This is a genomic window from Christensenella sp. MSJ-20 (assembly GCF_044357945.1).
GTDB lineage: Bacteria > Bacillota > Clostridia > Christensenellales > QAND01 > QAND01.
In genome coordinates, this window is record NZ_CP076563.1 from 1179717 (window position 1) to 1195618 (window position 15902).

Sequence of the window (15902 nt, forward strand, 5' to 3'; positions counted from 1 at the left end):
ACCCTCAGTATAGGTTCCTTTCCAGGGCTTGTCAACAGTGGCTTCCTTCTTTCTTGCGTCCCGGCAAAAGCCGGGGTACAATGACGAAAAAGGGAGGCGTTTTAGCATGAAAGCCATCGCCATAGTGGGCCATAGCAAAACCGGAAAAACCACCCTGTGCGAAGCCCTGATCCGGACCCTTACGGCCCGTGGATACCGGGTGGGAAGCGTTAAGGAAATCCATGCAGAGGGATTTTCCATAGATGATCCCGCTTCCAACACCGGCCGGCACCGGTCCGCCGGAGCCCGAACCGTCATCGCCAGAGGCCCGGCGGAAACCGACGTGCTCCTTGACCACCCCATCCCGCACCGACAGCTATTGTCCTATTTTGATGAGGACTACGTCATCCTGGAAGGGGTGCGGGATGTGCCCTGCCCGTTGATCCAGTCAGCGGCCTCCCCCGAGGACCTGCCCAATCCCCTGGACCCTCGGACGGTGGCGGTATCCGGAGTCATCGCCAATGGAGGGCTCCGTGAAGTTCAAGGCCTTCCGGTTCTGAACCCCTTGGGAGATCCCGACGCTTTGGCGGACTTTGTGGAGCGGACTGCCTTTCCCCCGCTGCCAGGGGTGGATCCTAAATCCTGTGGGGCATGCGGCTGTGACTGCATGGCCTTTGCGGGAAAAATCGCCCATGGAGCGGCCCAGCGGGAGGACTGCGTCCAGTATCGGCAGCCCGTGTCCATCACCGTGGGCGGCAGGGAGCTCCATCTGGTGCCGTTTGTGGAGCGCATCGTCAAAAATGCCGTGCTGGGTCTGGTTCGGGAGCTGGACGGTTACCGGGAGCACAGCGAAATTACCGTCACCATCCGGGAGGATGGCTGATGAAGGGCCATCTCTTTCATTCCCGCCGCAACCAGGTGCGCTTGGTCCGCCGGCGGGGAGAGCTGGTGATCCGCAAGGAGTACCGGGATGAAGAAACCCTATTAACGGAGCAGCGCACCCTTCTTCTGCTCCATAGCCGGGGGGTGGACTCCATTCCCCGGGTTTTATGGAGAAAAGGGCGCTGCCTGTACCTGAACTATCTTCCGGGGGAGAACTACGCCGAGCTGGCTGACGCCGCCGAGACCGATGCCCAAATCCCGCTTTCCGCCGCCATGAAAGCGCTTTGCGATTGGATCGCCAGGTACCACGCCATGACCGGTTGTCTGCGGGGGGACGTGAACCTGCGAAATTTTCTCTACGACGGCATGATCTGCCGCTCGGTGGATTTTGAGGAGCCCCTCATCTCCGGGCCGGTGGAGGAGGATCTGGGCCCTATCCTGGCCTTTCTTCTAACCTACCTTCCCGCCTTAACCCCTTCCAAACTGGCGGCGGGAGAGGCCTTCTTACGCCAAGCAGCCGTTCATGGAACGGATATGGAAGCCCTGGAATCCGCCTATCTGCGGGAATTGGACGCCATGTATCTGCGCCGGGGACCGGATTCCCTTCCCATCCTTTCCAAAGCCAAGGACGCCTTCCGCCGGATACGCCCCTAGACAATGGGGATAAATCCGGGTATACTCCAAGGCATCACGGGCAAAAGGAGCGTTTTGTATGAGACACACCTACCGTACCAGCGGCACCTGCTCCCGCTCCATCGCGTTTGATTTAGAGGGGAATGTGGTAACAAACGTGGTATTTGAAGGAGGCTGTAACGGCAACCTCCAGGGCATTGCCCGAGCGGCGGAGGGCATGACCGTGGAACGGCTCCACGAGCTGTTTGCCGGTATCCGTTGCGGCATGAAGCACACCTCCTGCCCCGATCAACTGGCGCAGGCGGTAGCCGCTGCCTTTGGGGAAGAACGGGAGGAGCAATAGGCTGTTTGACCAAACCCCAATTCCAGAAAAATGCCCCCGGCGCTTGCCGGGGGCATTTCTTCTTCCTTTCACCCTCTTCTAAACCTCTACCCCGAAGAACGTCTCAAAATTGCGGTACAGGATCATTTCGTTCTCCCGGTCCGTCAGGCCTAGATTCAAAAACCGCTCCAGCTCTAGCACATGGTCCCACATGGGAAAATCGGTACCGAAGAAAAACCGCTCCGGCCCCATATGGCGGATCATCTCCACGGCATATTCCGGGGAAAGCTGAAATAGGCTGCTGCAGGTGTCGAACTGAATGTTGCCCTCGTAGAGACAATCCATGGCCTCCTGCCACCGCTGGTAGCCCCCAAAATGGGCGGCGATGCACCGGAGGTCCGGCACCGCGTCAGCGGCGTTCCGTAGCCGGAAGGGAGCGGAACGGTCATAGCGAGCATCCCCCATGTGGAACAGCACCGGCAGCCCGCTTTGGGCGATACACCGGTACAGGGGAATGCAAGCGGGATCATCTATGCAGAAATCCTGAAAATCGGGGTGGAGTTTGACGCCATGAAGGCCCAGCTCCAGCATCCGGTCCAGCTCCGCTTCCCAGCCCTCCATCCGCGGATGCAGGGTGGCGAATCCCAAAAAGCGGGGCTCGCGGGCGCATTCCCCAGCGATGAAATCGTTGATGGAACGAACCTGGTCCGGCCGGGTGGCGGTGGAGCACACCAGATACTTTCCCACCCCTATCCGGCTGCCGCTCTCCAGCAAATGACTGCTAAGACCGATGAACTGCATGGGCACATTATAGAACTTGCTGATGGACGCCGTGGCCTTTTCCGCAATTTTCGCGGGGAAGATATGGGTATGGGCATCGGCGATTTTTCCGTGATATTCCGCAGGGTTTTGCATCTTTGTTCGTCTCCGTGGTCCGCCCCGCCGGGCGGAAGAATGGACATATTCTAAACCCTTAAAGGCCAAATGTCCACCTGGCGGGGCAATTTTTCAGGAAAGTTTCCCGTCCATACCTCCTCTTTGGGCGCATAAGAAGTCCCCGGAAGCAAACAGTATAGAAAAGGATTTGAAACCGCCGGAAACCATGGGGAGGGAGCGACGCCAGATGACAAGCCGCAGGGATGAAAAGCCGTTTGGAGCGGCGGAAAAACAGAACGGGGCATTCCGGCCCCACAGGCGCAAAACCCGGCTGCTCTGGGCGGCGCTTTTATCGGTGGTTTTGGCCGGGTTGGTGCTATTGGTCGCCCTTTCCCGCTCCCCCGATGACGGCTACATCCAACAGACGGCCCTTACCGGAGACCTCACCACCTATTATAGTTTTTCCGGGTCGGTCATCGCGCCGGAACGGACGGTATCGGTTGCGGAGGACCCCCTTACCATATCCCAGCTTTATTACAGGGAGGGGGATCGTGTGGAAAAGGGAGAGGCCGTATTGAAAACCTCCGATGGTCGGGTATACCGGGCTGGTATGGACGGCGAGCTATGGGGACTTACCCTTTCAAAGGGCCAGACCGTCCCAGCGGGACAAACCCTGTTTTCCGTGGTAGACTACCAGGATCTGCGGATACGGATTCAGGTTGACGAACAGGATGTGGCCGCCCTCTCCCTGGACCAGCCCGTCCGCGTTTCCATCCATGCCCTGGGCCTCACCCAGGACGGCCGCATTTCCCGCATTGCCAGGGAGGCGTCGGGCCAGGGAGGCGTCCCCTATTTTGAGGTAGAAGTTGTGTTATCCCAACTGCCCGCAGGGCTGCTGGCCGGTATGTCCGCAGAGGTCAAGCTGGAAAATCAATCGGTGACGGATGGAGTGCTGCTGCCGGTAAAGGCCCTTCAGACCGACGATCAGAACCGTCCTTACGTCTATTATGTCAACGAAAAGGGCCGTATGGACGCCAAATACGTCACCGTGGGAATCAGCGACGGCATATACGCCCAAATTCAGCAGGGTGTGACGCCGGGAGAAACCGTTTACTTCCCGGTGGAACAGCCCCAAAGCCTGAACCCCATGGATTTGATCCGGGAGGAAACGGAATGACTCGGCGGCCCATTTTAACCCTTAGCGGGGTGGAAAAGGCCTATCCCATTGGGGAGGAGGAGCAGCTGGTGCTAAAAGGGGTGGACTTCACCCTCTACGAGGGGGAGTTTGTAGCGGTGTTGGGCCCCTCGGGCTCCGGGAAGTCCACCCTCATGAACATCCTGGGCTGTCTTGACATGCCCACCCGGGGGCGGTATACCCTCATGGGACAGGAGGTGTCCTCCTTAAGCGAACGGGAGCTGGCACGACTCCGCAACCGGGAGATTGGATTCGTCTTTCAATCCTTCTATCTGTTGCCCCGGCTCACCGCCCTGGAAAACGTGGAGCTTCCCCTGACCTATGCTGGCGTTGGCCGGCGCCAGCGCAGGGAGATCGCTCAGGGACTTTTAAGCCGGATGGGGCTGGAGAACCGAATGGCCCACTACCCCCGGCAGCTGTCGGGAGGCCAGCAGCAGCGGGTGGCCATTGCCCGCGCCCTCTCCTGCCGGCCCTCCCTTCTCCTGGCCGATGAACCCACCGGCGCCCTGGATCAGCACACCGGCCTCCAGGTGATGGAGTTGTTCCATGACCTGCACCGGGAGGGCAACACCATCGTCATGATCACCCACAACCAGGATTTGGCGAAAACGGCGCAGCGGGTGGTGAACATCCTGGACGGCCGTCTCTCCTCGGGGGAGGCGTTGTCATGATTCTGGAAAGCATCCGCATGGCTTGGCAGAATATCCGGCACAACAAGCTTCGCTCCTTTCTAACGGTGCTGGGCATCGTCATCGGGGTTGCGGCCATCATCGCCCTTATCTCCATGGTTCAAGGGGTCATGGGAGCCATCAATCAGAAATTCATCGGCCTGGGAGCTGGCAAGCTTTCGGTCCAGGTCACCGGCACCGCTCTGAAGGAGGGGCTTTCCTCCCAGGATCTGGAACGGCTGGAGGGCATCTCCTCGGTTTGCGGCCTTTCCCCCAACCTATCCGTGACAGCGCCCGTCCGGATGAACGGACAGACCGTAGAGGATGTGACCGTCCTGGGCAAGAGCCATGTGTACTTTCGGGAGGAGGCGCCCGCCATCAAATCCGGCCGGGCGCTGACCGCTTTGGACGCCTCCGCCCACAGCCGGGTGTGTCTCATTGGAGAGGACACCGAACGAGCCCATTTTCTGGGAGGAAGCGCCCTGGGCCGCACCATCACCCTTCATGGGGTAGATTTTACGGTGGTGGGGGTTACGGATCGGTCCCGGGCGGTGGACGCCATGTTCTTGACGGGAGAGGATCTGGTCATCCTGCCCTATGAGGCCATGATGTCCCTTCTGGGCCAGGATAGCCTTGGAGCCGTGGATCTGTATCTGCGGGATTCCGCCCAAATGGATGCCGCCGTAGAAGAGACGAAATCCATCCTCCGCCAGGCATTTAACTACCGGGAGGGCGCTTTCTCCATCATCAATATGGATAGCTTGACAAAGGTGCTCCGGGAGCTCCAAGCCATGATGGAGGCTCTCCTCATCGGCATTGCCTCCATCGCTCTTTTGGTAGGGGGCATCGGCATCATGAATATGATGCTGGTGTCGGTTTCAGAGCGGACCACCGAGATCGGCCTCCGCAAAGCTCTGGGCGCCGAGCCCCGGCGCATTCAGCTGCAGTTTTTGCTGGAATCCATGTTCCTATCCCTGCTGGGCGGGCTCATTGGAGCGGTTGGGGGCGTTCTCTGTACCCTGCTGGCCTCTGCCGTCATCGGGGTCTCCTGCTCCGTCTCCTTTGGTGCTATACTATTGGGGGTCGGCTTTTCCGCCGCCGTGGGCATCCTCTTTGGTTTTGCCCCCGCCCGGAAGGCCAGCCGGCTCAATCCCATCGAAGCCCTCCGCCATTAGCGGATGGAGAAGGAGAGAATTCCCATGAAACGCGAGGAAACCATCGTCAGCCAGTCCACGGTGTTCAACGGAAAAATCTTTTCGGTGGACCGGATGGAGATCACCCTGCCAAACGGCCGTCCCGCTCTCAGAGAGGTGGTGCGGAACCCCGGCGCATCCGCCGTTGTGGCAGCGGATGAAAATGGCCGGGTGGCCATGGTGCGCCAGTACCGTATTGCCGCTCAGTCGGAGCTATGGGAGCTTCCCGCCGGGAAGCTGGATCCGGGAGAAGACCCCCTTGCCTGCGCGCAGAGGGAGCTGTCCGAGGAGACGGGGCTCTCGGCCAAGCGATGGCAAAAGCTCACCGCCATGTGGTCTTCTCCCGGGTTCTGCGACGAGGTACTGCACATCTACCTGGCCCAGGATCTAACAGCAGCGGACAGCCATCCTGACGAGGGTGAATTCGTTTCCCTGGAGATGGTGCCCCTCCCCGTCCTATGGGAGCGGATCATGGCGGGGGAGCTCCGGGACGCCAAAACCATCGTTGGCCTTCTCATGGCCAAGGAGATCTTGGAATAAAAAAATAGGCCGCATAGGGGAGCTGGGTTCTTCTAATCCTAATCTAACAGCATATCGTTAGATCATGAGGTGAGTGCAATGTGGAACCGCGTCAAACCCTATGTCTATTCCATTCTCATCGCCCTGGGCGTGGGCGGGCTCTCCGCCCTTTTGACCGGCGGAAGCATGGATCTTTACAAAACCCTTAACCAGCCGCCGCTGGCACCGCCTGCCTGGGTATTCCCCGTGGTCTGGACCATCCTGTATGTCCTGATGGGCATTAGCAGCGCCCTGGTCTACCGGGAAGGAGGGCCGGACAGCAAGCGGGCCCTTCTTCTCTACGGCATACAACTTCTGGTGAATTTTATCTGGCCTATTCTATTTTTCCGATTTCAGTGGTATCTGCCCTCCTTCCTCTGGCTGGTATTGCTATGGGTCCTGATCCTCTGGATGATCGTCGCCTTTTACCGGGTTCGTCCCTTGGCTGCCTATCTTCAGATCCCCTACCTGGTGTGGGTTACCTTTGCCGGTTATCTGAACCTTATGATCTATCTACTCAATCCCTAGTGTCCTAACTGAAGAAGGAAGCCGCAATGCGGCTTCCTTTTTTATACGCCGTCAGCGAGCAAAAAATGAAAGAACGCTTTTCTGCATTCCAGGACAAGGGCGCCGGCCTTGACAGTCCTTCTTCCCCCATGAAATAATGAGCCCGTTACAGTTTCTTTGGTATTTGCCGCGCTTTGGCGCTGGTCAGGATACATATTTACTTTATTGAAGGAGAGAGACAAATGGTTTACAACAAGATTGGTCAGTCCGGTCTGTACGTCAGCCGCATCTGCCTGGGCACCATGGCCTTTGGCGGACTGTGCGACGAGAAGGAAAGCTTTCGCATCATGGACGAGGCCGTTGAGAAGGGCATCACCTTCTTCGACACCGCCAACGTGTATGGCCGCGGCGCCAGCGAGGAGATCATCGGCAAGTGGTTCGCCCAGGGCGGCGGCCGCCGGGAGAAGGTCGTCCTCATCACCAAGTTCATGTTCCCCGTGGGCGACGAGCTGGACGGCGCCAACAACCGGCCCGGCCTGTCCGCCTGGAAGATCCGCCGGAATCTGGACGCTTCCCTCCGCCGGCTGCAGACCGACCATGTGGAGATCTTCATGATGCACCGGGTTGACCGCACCGTATCCTGGCGCGAGCTGTGGCCCGCCTTCCAGGCTGCCCAGTTCCAGGGCAAGCTGGACTATGTCGCTTCCTCCGCCTTCTCCGCCACCGACCTGTGCACCGCTCAGTTCGAGGCCGAGAAGCGGGGCATGATGGGCCTCATCTGCGATCAGGGCCGTTACAACCTGGTTACCCGTCAGCCCGAGCTGGAGGTCATCCCCGCTCTGCGGCGGCTCGGCATGGGCATGCTGGTCTTCAGTCCTCTGGGCGGCGGCCATCTGTCCGGCCATGCTATGGATAACCCCGGTCCCCGGTCCAAGGGCCGGAAGCTCCACGACTATCAGATCGAGCAGCTCACCAAGTTCAAAGCCTTCGCCGAGAAGATGGGCGTGCCCGAGGCCATCATCGCTCAGGCCTGGCTGCTCCAGAATCCCGATGTGAGCGCCATCCTGTCCGGCCCTCGTACCTCCGAGATGCTGGACGACACCATCAAGGCTCTGGATGTGACCTTCACCGAGGAGCAGATCAAAGAGCTGGAGACCATCTTCCCCAGCCACGGCATGAACAAGCAGGGCACCCTGGTGACCGAGCATGTGGAAGCCACCGACGCTTACAACTGGTAAGTAAACCAAAAAGAGCCGCTTGCGCGGCTCTTTTTTTATTCCTAGTTTCTGTTTTTGCACGACGCGCCGTTGGGGCGGGCCCTGCGCTTGTAATGCCACGGCATTTATGCAATAATTTCTATATATTCCATACGCAAAACCGCGGGCTCATTCCGCGGAAATACCTATCATAAGGAGAGAGATGTACAATGGTCTACAACAAGATTGGTCAGTCCGGTCTGTACGTCAGCCGCATCTGCCTGGGCACCATGGCCTTTGGCGGACTGTGCGACGAGAAGGAAAGCTTCCGCATCATGGACGAGGCCGTTGAGAAGGGCATTACCTTCTTCGACACCGCCAATATCTATGGCCGCGGCGCCAGCGAGGAGATCATCGGCAAGTGGTTCGCCCAGGGCGGCGGCCGCCGGGAGAAGATCGTCCTCATCACCAAGTTCAACGCGCCCATGGGCGAGGCTGACGGCGCCAACAACAAGCCCGGCCTGTCCGCTTGGAAGATCCGTCGTCACCTGGACGACTCCCTCCGCCGGCTGCAGACCGACCATCTGGAGATCTTCATGATGCACCGGCCTGACCGCAGCGTGTCCTGGCGTGAGCTGTGGCCCGCCTTCCAGGTAGCCCAGTTCCAGGGCAAGACCGACTATATCGCTTCCTCCGCCTTCTCCGCCACCGATCTGTGCACCGCCCAGTATGAGGCCGAGAAACGGGGCATGATGGGCCTCATCTGCGACCAGGGCCGTTACAACCTGGTTACCCGTCAGCCCGAGCTGGAGGTCATCCCCGCTCTGCGGCGGCTCGGCATGGGCATGCTGGTTTACAGCCCCCTGGGTGGCGGCCAGTTGTCCGGCCACGCCATCAGCGATCCCGGCCCCCGTTCTTCCGGTCGGAAGCTGCATGACTATCAGATCGAGCAGCTCACCAAGTTCAAAGCCTTCGCCGAGAAGATGGGCGTGCCCGAGGCCATCATCGCTCAGGCCTGGCTGCTCCAGAATCCCGATGTGAGCGCCATCCTGTCCGGCCCCCGCACTGTGGAGATGCTGGACGACACCATCAAGGCTCTGGATGTGACCTTCACCGAGGAGCAGATCAAAGAGCTGGAGACCATCTTCCCCAGCCACGGCATGAACAAGCAGGGCACCCTGGTGACCGAGCATGTGGAAGCCACCGACGCTTACAACTGGTAAGTAAATCAAAAAGAGCCGCTTTGGCGGCTCTTTTTTTATTCCCAGTTTCTGTTTCTGCAACCCAGTCCATTGGGACGGGCCCTGCGCTTGTAATCGCCTTCCATTTGTGCAATAATTTCAATGTTACAAACCCAGTAAAGCTGCGGCTGGACGCCGCGGAAATATACCATTAAGGAGCGATGTAGTATGCAGTACAACAAGATGGGCCAGTCCGGTCTGTACGTCAGCCGCATCTGCCTGGGCACCATGGCCTTTGGCCGTCTGTGCGACGAGAAGGAAAGCTTCCGCATCATGGACGAGGCGCTTGACAACGGCATTACCTTTTTTGATTCGGCCAACGCCTACGGTGGCGGCGCCAGCGAGGAGATCATCGGCAAGTGGTTCGCCCAGGGCGGCGGCCGCCGGGAGAAGGTCGTTATGTGCACCAAGTTCAACGCCACCATGGGCGAAGAAGATGGCGCCAACCGGCAGCGCGGCCTGTCCGCCTGGAAGATCCGTCGCCATCTGGATGACTCCCTCCGCCGGCTGCAGACCGACCATGTGGAAATTTACATGATGCACCGGGTAGACCGCAGCGTTGCTTGGAAAGAGCTGTGGCCCGCCTTCAAGGTCGCTTATTTCCAGGGCAAGTTCGACTATGTCGCTTCCTCCGCCTTCTCCGCCACCGACCTGTGCACCTGTCAGGAATATGCGGAATCCATCGGCATGATGGGCCTCATCTGCGACCAGCACCGTTATAACCTGGTTACCCGTCAGCCCGAGCTGGAGGTCATCCCCGCTCTGCGGCGGCTCGGCATGGGTCTTATGTGCTACAGCCCCGTGGGCGGCGGCCATCTGTCCGGTCACGCTATGAGCGATCCCGGCCCCCGCTCCAAGGGCCGTCAGCTCCACGATTATCAGATCGAGCAGCTCACCAAGTTCAAGGCCTTCGCCGAGAAGATCGGCGTGCCCGAGGCCATCATCGCTCAGGCTTGGCTGCTCCACAACCCCATGGTCAGCTCCATCCTGTCCGGCCCCCGGACCCTTGATATGCTGCATGACACCATCAAGGCTCTGGATGTGACCTTCACCGAGGAGCAGATCAAAGAGCTGGAGACCATCTTCCCCAGCCACGGCATGAACAAGCAGGGCACCCTGGTGACCGAGCATGTGGAAGCCACCGACGCTTACAACTGGTAAGTAAATCAAAAAGAGCCGCTTACGCGGCTCTTTTTTATTGCTTGACTGGGTGCAGCTGACTCCGGCTTTCCACCGGACGAAGGTCCTTTAGCCCAAGGCTACGTCCAGAATCATCATCACTAAGAAGCCAGCCATAACCCCCAGGGTGCCCACATGGGAGTGTTCCCCCAGATGCGCTTCGGGAATCAGCTCCTCCACCACTACATAGATCATAGCGCCGGCGGCAAAGGCCAGCATCCAGGGCATAGCACTGCGCATGGTTCCCGCCATCAGGACCCCTACTACCCCGGCTAACGGCTCTACAACGCCGCTCAAAGCGCCATAAACAAAGGATTTCCCATTACTAAGCCCCTCCCGTTTTAGGGGCAGAGAGATGGCGGCTCCCTCGGGGAAGTTCTGAATGCCCATCCCCAGAGCCAGCACCAGCGCGGCGCTGAGGCTTGCCACTCCCTCTCCCGCCAATCCAAAGGTGAGGCCCACCGCCATGCCTTCGGGGATGTTGTGCAGCGTGACCGCCAAAACCAGCATGGTGGTGCGCTTCATGGAGCTGGGCAGCCCCTCTGGGATATCGCAATCGGCATGGAGATGGGGCAGCAGACGATCCAGCACCAGGAGGAACAGTCCCCCTAAAAGAAACCCTCCCGCGGCGGGCAGCCAGCCGATCATGCCCTGTTCTTCCGCCATATCGATGGCGGGAATCAGAAGGGACCACACCGAGGCTGCCACCATGATCCCGGCGGCAAATCCCAAAAACAGCCGCTGCTGGTCGGCGGAAACTTCCTTGCGGAAGAAAAATACCATGGCGGCTCCTGCCGCCGTCATAAAAAAGGTAAACCCTGTGCCCAACAGGGCAAGCGCCAGGGGAGAGATTCCGTCCATTCATTCACTCCTCAAAAGAAAAGAGGGCCAAAGGCCCTCTTGTTCGCCTTATTCCGCTACGTATACCGTAACCCCCAGATCCCGAATCCTTTGCAGGTAGGTGGGATCGGACTGGTTGTCGGTGACGATATAATCGAACTCGTCCACGTCGGCCTGCTTAACCAGGAAGGTCTGTCCCAGTTTATTGTGATCCGCCAGCAAAATTTTAACCTTGCCAGCCTGCAACATGGTGCGCTTGATGTTGCACTCGGTGAAATCCGCCACCGTAGCGCCCCGCTCCAGCTCCAAGCCCTGGGTGCCTAAAAAGGTCTTGTCCACATTAAAGGTCTCAAAGAACCGCATGGTCATATCGCTGATGACTCCCGCCTGGTTTTCCTTATATTCCCCCGGCGCTAGGATCAAAGTCACCCTGCTGTTGGAGCGGAAGTAGTTTACCAGAACCCAGGAGTTGGTAATGATGGTGATCCGCTTATCCTGCAGGTATTTGGCCATCTGCAGCACGGTGGTGCCGCAGTCCATGATGATGGTATCCCCATCCTCCACCAGCTTGCTGGCCTCATAGCCAATGGCCCGCTTGGTTTCAATGCGCTGCCCCGACTTTAGCGAAAAACTGGCGTCCATCGAAGTGCCCTGGTTGAGATAGGCGCCTCCGTAGTTGGTGGTGATGAGCCCTTGCTTTTCAAAAATGGCCAGATCCCGGCGTATGGTCATGGTAGAAACGGAAAACATCTTGGCCAGATTGTTAACCTCCACCGATTTGTTGTCCTGTATGATGTCAAAGATCCGCATTCTTCTCTGGGACGTTGTCATGTGGCCACTCCTCACATCATCAAAAAAGTAATCTCTTTTTCTTCAGTGTAGCCAACAATCCATCAAAAGTAAACAACATATTTTGTGATTCGGACAGCATTTTTTGCAAATAAGGGCTTTGATCCTTGATTTTACTCAAAATGCATAGGAATTCTCTTAAATCCTCCAGGATCGCACAACCCAGCAAAAAGAGAAGCCCCGTTTGCAAAACGCATCAACGAGGCTTCTCTTACATGTTGCAACATAACAGCAATCAGGCCTGGTGCCAGCGGATCAAAATGTACAGATCCTGGCCTTCCATATGTGCTTCAATGCGGCCCTTCATCTGTTCCACCAGCATTTTTACGATGGCCAGGCCCAAACCGGTGTTCTGGCCGGTGCGCATCCGATCGGCGGTAAAGAACCGCTCAAAAATCCGGCTGGCGTCCTCAGGGGATAGCCCATGGGTATCGTTGCAAAAGGCTGTTACCACCTGTCCGCTCTCCAGATATGCCCTAACCGACACCCGACTTACCCCATGGCGCAGAATATTCTGGATCAGATTCCCCACAATACGCATCACCGCCTTGGGATCGGCCAACACCGGCGGCAGGTGGGCGGGCACGTCCACCGATACCAAAAGGCCCCGGTCCTCAAAATCATTGTAGTAAGCGGCCAGCTGCTCACAGAGCAGAGGGGAAAGGTCTAGAGGTTCTGGCTCCAGGGGATACTCCCCCGCCTGGAGCCGAGACAGCTCGTAGAACATGGAGATCAGCGTCTTAAGGGCGCTGGCGCGATTTTTCATCACCGACAGATACTGGGCCCGCTCCTCCTGGGTGGCGGATGGATCCTCCAATAGCTGCAGGTATCCCATGATGGAGGTAAGGGGAGTGCGCAGGTCATGGGAGATATTCTCAATGGCGCTGCGCAGCTCCCGGTCGTTTCGCTGGTACTCCTCCATGGCCGCATTCTTTCCATCAATAACCCGATTGACCTGATCCACCAGCGCCTTGGTCTCCTTGGATGGAGAGGGCAAGTTGAGGCGGATCCGGGCGCCCAGCTGGTTGAGCCGCATCAGATCCTGGGTGATCTGCCGCATATCATGGCGCTGAACCAGGTACAAAAACAGGGAAAAGGCGGCAACAGCCAGGGCCATGGCCAGCGCGACCAGGAACCAAACCATTGATACCACCTACTTCCCCGATAGAGTTTCTATATTAAGCCGGCGTCCCGGCGCTATCTGATCTCCTTTTTCCGGAACACCAGAAGGCCCAGAAGGAAGAAGAACACCAAATATACCAAGCCCGTTAAGGCCGCCGTGGATACGATGCTGCCAGCCTCCACCCCAGGGTAGGCCACCATGCTCAGGCGGCCAAGCTGGTTCATGATGGTGTAGGGCTTTAGCACCTCAAAGCCGGCCCAAATCTTACCCAGGAACATGATGGGCAGTTCCAGAATGGAGATGATTCCCACCGATAGAAAGGCCGCCAGGATATTGCTCCGCATGATGCTGTTAAGGCAGATGCCCATGGCCACGCAGGCCATCCACAGGGGCAAAGCGCCCATTAGGCCCTGGAGCAGATAGGTAACGTACTCCATGGAAACGCCTCCGCCAATGGCGAACAGCAGCCATCCGCTGCCATATAGAGCAAGGAGGATCGCGGCAGCGCTTAAAAAAGAGACCGCCAAGGCAACCAGAAACTTGCTGATATAGATGGTACTCCGGCTCACGCCCATGGACACCGCGTTCTTCATCGTGCCGTTTTTGCTCTCCTCACCGCTGATCCAATCGGTAAACAACAGCACCAGATAGGCGGGCAGAACCAGGTAGTATAGTCCCATCAGGAGGATCTGGTCAAAGATCTCGGCCTGGCCAAGGCCGCCGTAAAAGCAGGAAAGCACATTGGTGGCAATGGCCAAAAGGGAGATCACACCCGTAAAGACATAGAAGGATTTCCTGTGAAATACCTTATAAAATTCACCTTTTAAGTAGTTAAGCATCCTTGCCACCTCCCACCAATTCCACATAATAGTTCTCCAGGTTGCTCTCCTGGGGGACGACGCTCATCACCGCGATGTCGGCGTTTACCAAGGCCCTGGTGATGAGATGGGGGGTGTCGATGCTCTGATAGACCCGAAGCTGGTTGCCGTTTAGAACCTCATAATCCTGAATGGAGAGGCTCTGCTCCAGCACCGCCGCGGCTTTGGCGCCGTCGTCCACCGTAAAGGCGATGGATTTCCTGCACCGCTGATGGATCTCCTCCGCCGAAACCTCCTCGATGATCCGGCCATTTTCAATGAAGCCATAGTGGGTCGCGATCTGGCTCAGTTCCCCCAAGATATGGCTGGAGATGATCATGGTGATGCCCTTCTCCTGATTCAGCCGGGCCACAATCTGCCGAAATTCCACGATGCCCATGGGATCCAGCCCGTTGGTGGGCTCATCCAGGATCAATAGGTCTGGATTGCCCATAATGGCAAGCGCCAGGCCCAGCTTTTGTTTCATGCCCATGGAAAAGTTTTTAAACTTCTTGTTGCCGGTGTTGGTCAGTCCCACAATGGCCAGAGCCTCTTCCGCCGACTGATCCTCCGGGATCCCCCGGATGGTCCGATAGTATTCCAAATTTTGCTTGGCTGTAAAATAGGGGTAGAAGCTGGGGCTTTCCAAAACCGATCCGATCCGCCGCCGCTCCATCAAGAGCCCCTTTTCCTCCACCGCTCCAAAGAGGCTGATGGTTCCCTGATCCGGCAGGGCGCATCCGCACAGCATCCGGAGAATGGTGGTTTTACCGGCGCCGTTGCGGCCTACCAGGCCGTATACCTGTCCCCGGTTTACCTGGATGTCCGCATCCCGGACCACGGCCTTATTTTTATAGACCTTGGTAAGATGCTGGGTGCTTACCGCAATATCCATGATTCATCACCTTTCCTTTTGATGACCCCAGTATATCGTCGCACCCGAAAGAAGCCCTAAAGCAAACCTTAAAAATCACTAAAGAATGCAGGCTGAGCCTGCGCCCCGTTGCAACCGCTTCACGGTTGCGAGGATGCTTTTAACCACGTTTTCCCGCTAGACGCCTACGCGTTCATAAACGCCGCTCTTTTCCTACGGCCTATCGGCAAAGGGAGCGGACTAATCCGCCATCTTAAAGCCAATACCCCAAACCGTTTTAATATACTCGCCATCGTCCACCTTGCTGAGCTTGCTGCGGATATTGCTGATGTGGACGTTGACGGTGTTATCATCTCCCATATAGGTATCGTTCCAAACGTGCTCAAATAGATTCGCCCGGGTGAACACCTTGGTGGGATACTCCATCAAAAGCGCCAGGATGGAGAACTCCCGAGCGGTAAGAGGAACTGGAACGCCGTTGAGGGTTACCTGAACGGTTTCCCGGTTTAGCACCAGCCCCTTATGGCGAAGCTCCCTCTCCTGCTCGGATGCCGGCGCAAATTTTTTATACCGCCGGAGCTGCGCCTTCACCCGGGCCAACACCTCCTGAAGATCAAAGGGCTTGGTGATAAAGTCGTCGGCGCCCATGGTAAGCGTCTCCACCTTATCCTCCTGGGCGGTTTTAGCCGAGATCACGATGATGGGCATGGTCTGGGTCTTCCGCAGCTGCGCAATGAGTTCCTCCCCCGTCATGCCCGGCAACATCAGGTCCAACAGCAAAAGGTCGTACCGCTCCTGGGAAACCCGGAGGCTGGCCTCGGTCCCGGAATAGGCCTGGGTCACCCGATATCCCTCTTTGGTCAGTATTTTAGCCAAAAGGGCGTTGATATCCCCGTCGTCCTCCGCAATTAAAATTCGGTCCTGCTCCAT

General features: G+C 57.7%; 18 protein-coding genes. 11 read left to right on the forward strand and 7 right to left on the reverse strand.

Annotation, left to right across the window (positions count from 1 at the left end; translation table 11 throughout):
• Window positions 1-106 precede the first annotated feature (106 nt).
• The 3 genes from KP626_RS06000 to KP626_RS06010 are packed head-to-tail and all read left to right on the forward strand — an operon-like array spanning window position 107 to window position 1837.
• Window positions 107-862, forward strand: a complete 756-nt coding sequence (locus KP626_RS06000; RefSeq protein ID WP_395975765.1) for a molybdopterin-guanine dinucleotide biosynthesis protein MobB — start codon at window positions 107-109, stop codon at window positions 860-862.
• Window positions 862-1515 (forward strand): hypothetical protein, encoded by a 654-nt coding sequence (locus tag KP626_RS06005; RefSeq protein WP_395975767.1) that lies wholly within the window; start codon window positions 862-864, stop codon window positions 1513-1515. The genes KP626_RS06000 and KP626_RS06005 overlap by 1 nt, the downstream gene beginning before the upstream one ends.
• A 58-nt stretch (window positions 1516-1573) precedes the next feature.
• A complete protein-coding gene (locus tag KP626_RS06010; protein WP_395975769.1) occupies window positions 1574-1837 on the forward strand; it encodes a TIGR03905 family TSCPD domain-containing protein in 264 nt (87 codons plus the stop codon).
• Window positions 1838-1915: 78 nt separating this feature from the next.
• Here KP626_RS06010 and KP626_RS06015 read toward each other — a convergent pair whose 3' ends face one another.
• The gene (locus KP626_RS06015; protein WP_395975771.1) at window positions 1916-2731 is read right to left on the reverse strand and encodes an amidohydrolase family protein; all 816 of its coding nucleotides are present in this window, start codon (window positions 2729-2731) and stop codon (window positions 1916-1918) included.
• Window positions 2732-2939: 208 nt separating this feature from the next.
• Here KP626_RS06015 and KP626_RS06020 point away from each other — a divergent pair, with 208 nt between their 5' ends.
• The 8 genes from KP626_RS06020 (at window position 2940) to KP626_RS06055 (ending at window position 10411) form a co-directional block, all read left to right on the forward strand.
• Window positions 2940-3869: an efflux RND transporter periplasmic adaptor subunit gene (locus KP626_RS06020; RefSeq protein WP_395975773.1), complete on the forward strand. Its 930-nt coding sequence runs from the start codon at window positions 2940-2942 to the stop codon at window positions 3867-3869.
• Complete coding sequence (locus KP626_RS06025; protein WP_395975775.1) at window positions 3866-4558, forward strand: ABC transporter ATP-binding protein; 693 nt, start codon at window positions 3866-3868, stop codon at window positions 4556-4558. The genes KP626_RS06020 and KP626_RS06025 overlap by 4 nt, the downstream gene beginning before the upstream one ends.
• On the forward strand, window positions 4555-5730 hold the full coding sequence (locus KP626_RS06030; protein WP_395975777.1) for an ABC transporter permease: 1176 nt from the start codon (window positions 4555-4557) through the stop codon (window positions 5728-5730). Before KP626_RS06025 ends, KP626_RS06030 begins: the two co-directional genes overlap by 4 nt.
• 24 nt (window positions 5731-5754) lie before the next feature.
• Window positions 5755-6288, forward strand: a complete 534-nt coding sequence (locus KP626_RS06035; RefSeq protein ID WP_395975779.1) for an NUDIX domain-containing protein — start codon at window positions 5755-5757, stop codon at window positions 6286-6288.
• Between the two features lie 78 nt (window positions 6289-6366).
• Window positions 6367-6834, forward strand: a complete 468-nt coding sequence (locus KP626_RS06040; RefSeq protein ID WP_395975781.1) for a TspO/MBR family protein — start codon at window positions 6367-6369, stop codon at window positions 6832-6834.
• A 221-nt stretch (window positions 6835-7055) separates the two neighbouring features.
• The gene (locus KP626_RS06045; protein ID WP_395975783.1) at window positions 7056-8051 is read left to right on the forward strand and encodes an aldo/keto reductase; all 996 of its coding nucleotides are present in this window, start codon (window positions 7056-7058) and stop codon (window positions 8049-8051) included.
• A gap of 188 nt (window positions 8052-8239) precedes the next feature.
• Complete coding sequence (locus KP626_RS06050; RefSeq protein ID WP_395975785.1) at window positions 8240-9232, forward strand: aldo/keto reductase; 993 nt, start codon at window positions 8240-8242, stop codon at window positions 9230-9232.
• Window positions 9233-9418: 186 nt separating this feature from the next.
• Complete coding sequence (locus KP626_RS06055) at window positions 9419-10411, forward strand: aldo/keto reductase (protein WP_395975787.1); 993 nt, start codon at window positions 9419-9421, stop codon at window positions 10409-10411.
• Window positions 10412-10498: 87 nt separating this feature from the next.
• Here KP626_RS06055 and KP626_RS06060 read toward each other — a convergent pair whose 3' ends face one another.
• From KP626_RS06060 to KP626_RS06085, 6 genes are all read right to left on the reverse strand, one after another.
• Window positions 10499-11290 (reverse strand): ZIP family metal transporter, encoded by a 792-nt coding sequence (locus KP626_RS06060; RefSeq protein WP_395975789.1) that lies wholly within the window; start codon window positions 11288-11290, stop codon window positions 10499-10501.
• Window positions 11291-11338: 48 nt separating this feature from the next.
• Window positions 11339-12100 (reverse strand): DeoR/GlpR family DNA-binding transcription regulator, encoded by a 762-nt coding sequence (locus KP626_RS06065; protein ID WP_395975791.1) that lies wholly within the window; start codon window positions 12098-12100, stop codon window positions 11339-11341.
• A gap of 253 nt (window positions 12101-12353) precedes the next feature.
• Window positions 12354-13262, reverse strand: coding sequence for a sensor histidine kinase (locus KP626_RS06070; protein ID WP_395975793.1), 909 nt, complete (start codon window positions 13260-13262; stop codon window positions 12354-12356).
• A 53-nt stretch (window positions 13263-13315) separates the two neighbouring features.
• Entirely contained in the window at window positions 13316-14080 is a 765-nt protein-coding gene (locus tag KP626_RS06075) for an ABC transporter permease (protein WP_395975795.1), read from the reverse strand.
• Window positions 14073-14993, reverse strand: coding sequence for an ABC transporter ATP-binding protein (locus KP626_RS06080; protein ID WP_395975798.1), 921 nt, complete (start codon window positions 14991-14993; stop codon window positions 14073-14075). Before KP626_RS06080 ends, KP626_RS06075 begins: the two co-directional genes overlap by 8 nt.
• 219 nt (window positions 14994-15212) lie before the next feature.
• Window positions 15213-15902, reverse strand: coding sequence for a response regulator transcription factor (locus tag KP626_RS06085; protein ID WP_395975800.1), 690 nt, complete (start codon window positions 15900-15902; stop codon window positions 15213-15215).

What these genes read in the sequence shown, in the direction of transcription:
- KP626_RS06040 (WP_395975781.1), top strand. Translation starts at nt 6,367, where the DNA reads ATGTGGAACCGCGTCAAACCCTATGTCTATTCCATTCTCATCGCCCTG.
- KP626_RS06050 (WP_395975785.1), top strand. Translation starts at nt 8,240, where the DNA reads ATGGTCTACAACAAGATTGGTCAGTCCGGTCTGTACGTCAGCCGCATC.
- KP626_RS06015 (WP_395975771.1), bottom strand. Translation starts at nt 2,731, where the DNA reads ATGCAAAACCCTGCGGAATATCACGGAAAAATCGCCGATGCCCATACC.
- KP626_RS06010 (WP_395975769.1), top strand. Translation starts at nt 1,574, where the DNA reads ATGAGACACACCTACCGTACCAGCGGCACCTGCTCCCGCTCCATCGCG.
- KP626_RS06075 (WP_395975795.1), bottom strand. Translation starts at nt 14,080, where the DNA reads ATGCTTAACTACTTAAAAGGTGAATTTTATAAGGTATTTCACAGGAAA.
- KP626_RS06055 (WP_395975787.1), top strand. Translation starts at nt 9,419, where the DNA reads ATGCAGTACAACAAGATGGGCCAGTCCGGTCTGTACGTCAGCCGCATC.
- KP626_RS06065 (WP_395975791.1), bottom strand. Translation starts at nt 12,100, where the DNA reads ATGACAACGTCCCAGAGAAGAATGCGGATCTTTGACATCATACAGGAC.
- KP626_RS06000 (WP_395975765.1), top strand. Translation starts at nt 107, where the DNA reads ATGAAAGCCATCGCCATAGTGGGCCATAGCAAAACCGGAAAAACCACC.
- KP626_RS06035 (WP_395975779.1), top strand. Translation starts at nt 5,755, where the DNA reads ATGAAACGCGAGGAAACCATCGTCAGCCAGTCCACGGTGTTCAACGGA.
- KP626_RS06070 (WP_395975793.1), bottom strand. Translation starts at nt 13,262, where the DNA reads ATGGTTTGGTTCCTGGTCGCGCTGGCCATGGCCCTGGCTGTTGCCGCC.
- KP626_RS06020 (WP_395975773.1), top strand. Translation starts at nt 2,940, where the DNA reads ATGACAAGCCGCAGGGATGAAAAGCCGTTTGGAGCGGCGGAAAAACAG.
- KP626_RS06045 (WP_395975783.1), top strand. Translation starts at nt 7,056, where the DNA reads ATGGTTTACAACAAGATTGGTCAGTCCGGTCTGTACGTCAGCCGCATC.
- KP626_RS06060 (WP_395975789.1), bottom strand. Translation starts at nt 11,290, where the DNA reads ATGGACGGAATCTCTCCCCTGGCGCTTGCCCTGTTGGGCACAGGGTTT.
- KP626_RS06005 (WP_395975767.1), top strand. Translation starts at nt 862, where the DNA reads ATGAAGGGCCATCTCTTTCATTCCCGCCGCAACCAGGTGCGCTTGGTC.
- KP626_RS06030 (WP_395975777.1), top strand. Translation starts at nt 4,555, where the DNA reads ATGATTCTGGAAAGCATCCGCATGGCTTGGCAGAATATCCGGCACAAC.
- KP626_RS06080 (WP_395975798.1), bottom strand. Translation starts at nt 14,993, where the DNA reads ATGGATATTGCGGTAAGCACCCAGCATCTTACCAAGGTCTATAAAAAT.
- KP626_RS06085 (WP_395975800.1), bottom strand. Translation starts at nt 15,902, where the DNA reads ATGGAGCAGGACCGAATTTTAATTGCGGAGGACGACGGGGATATCAAC.
- KP626_RS06025 (WP_395975775.1), top strand. Translation starts at nt 3,866, where the DNA reads ATGACTCGGCGGCCCATTTTAACCCTTAGCGGGGTGGAAAAGGCCTAT.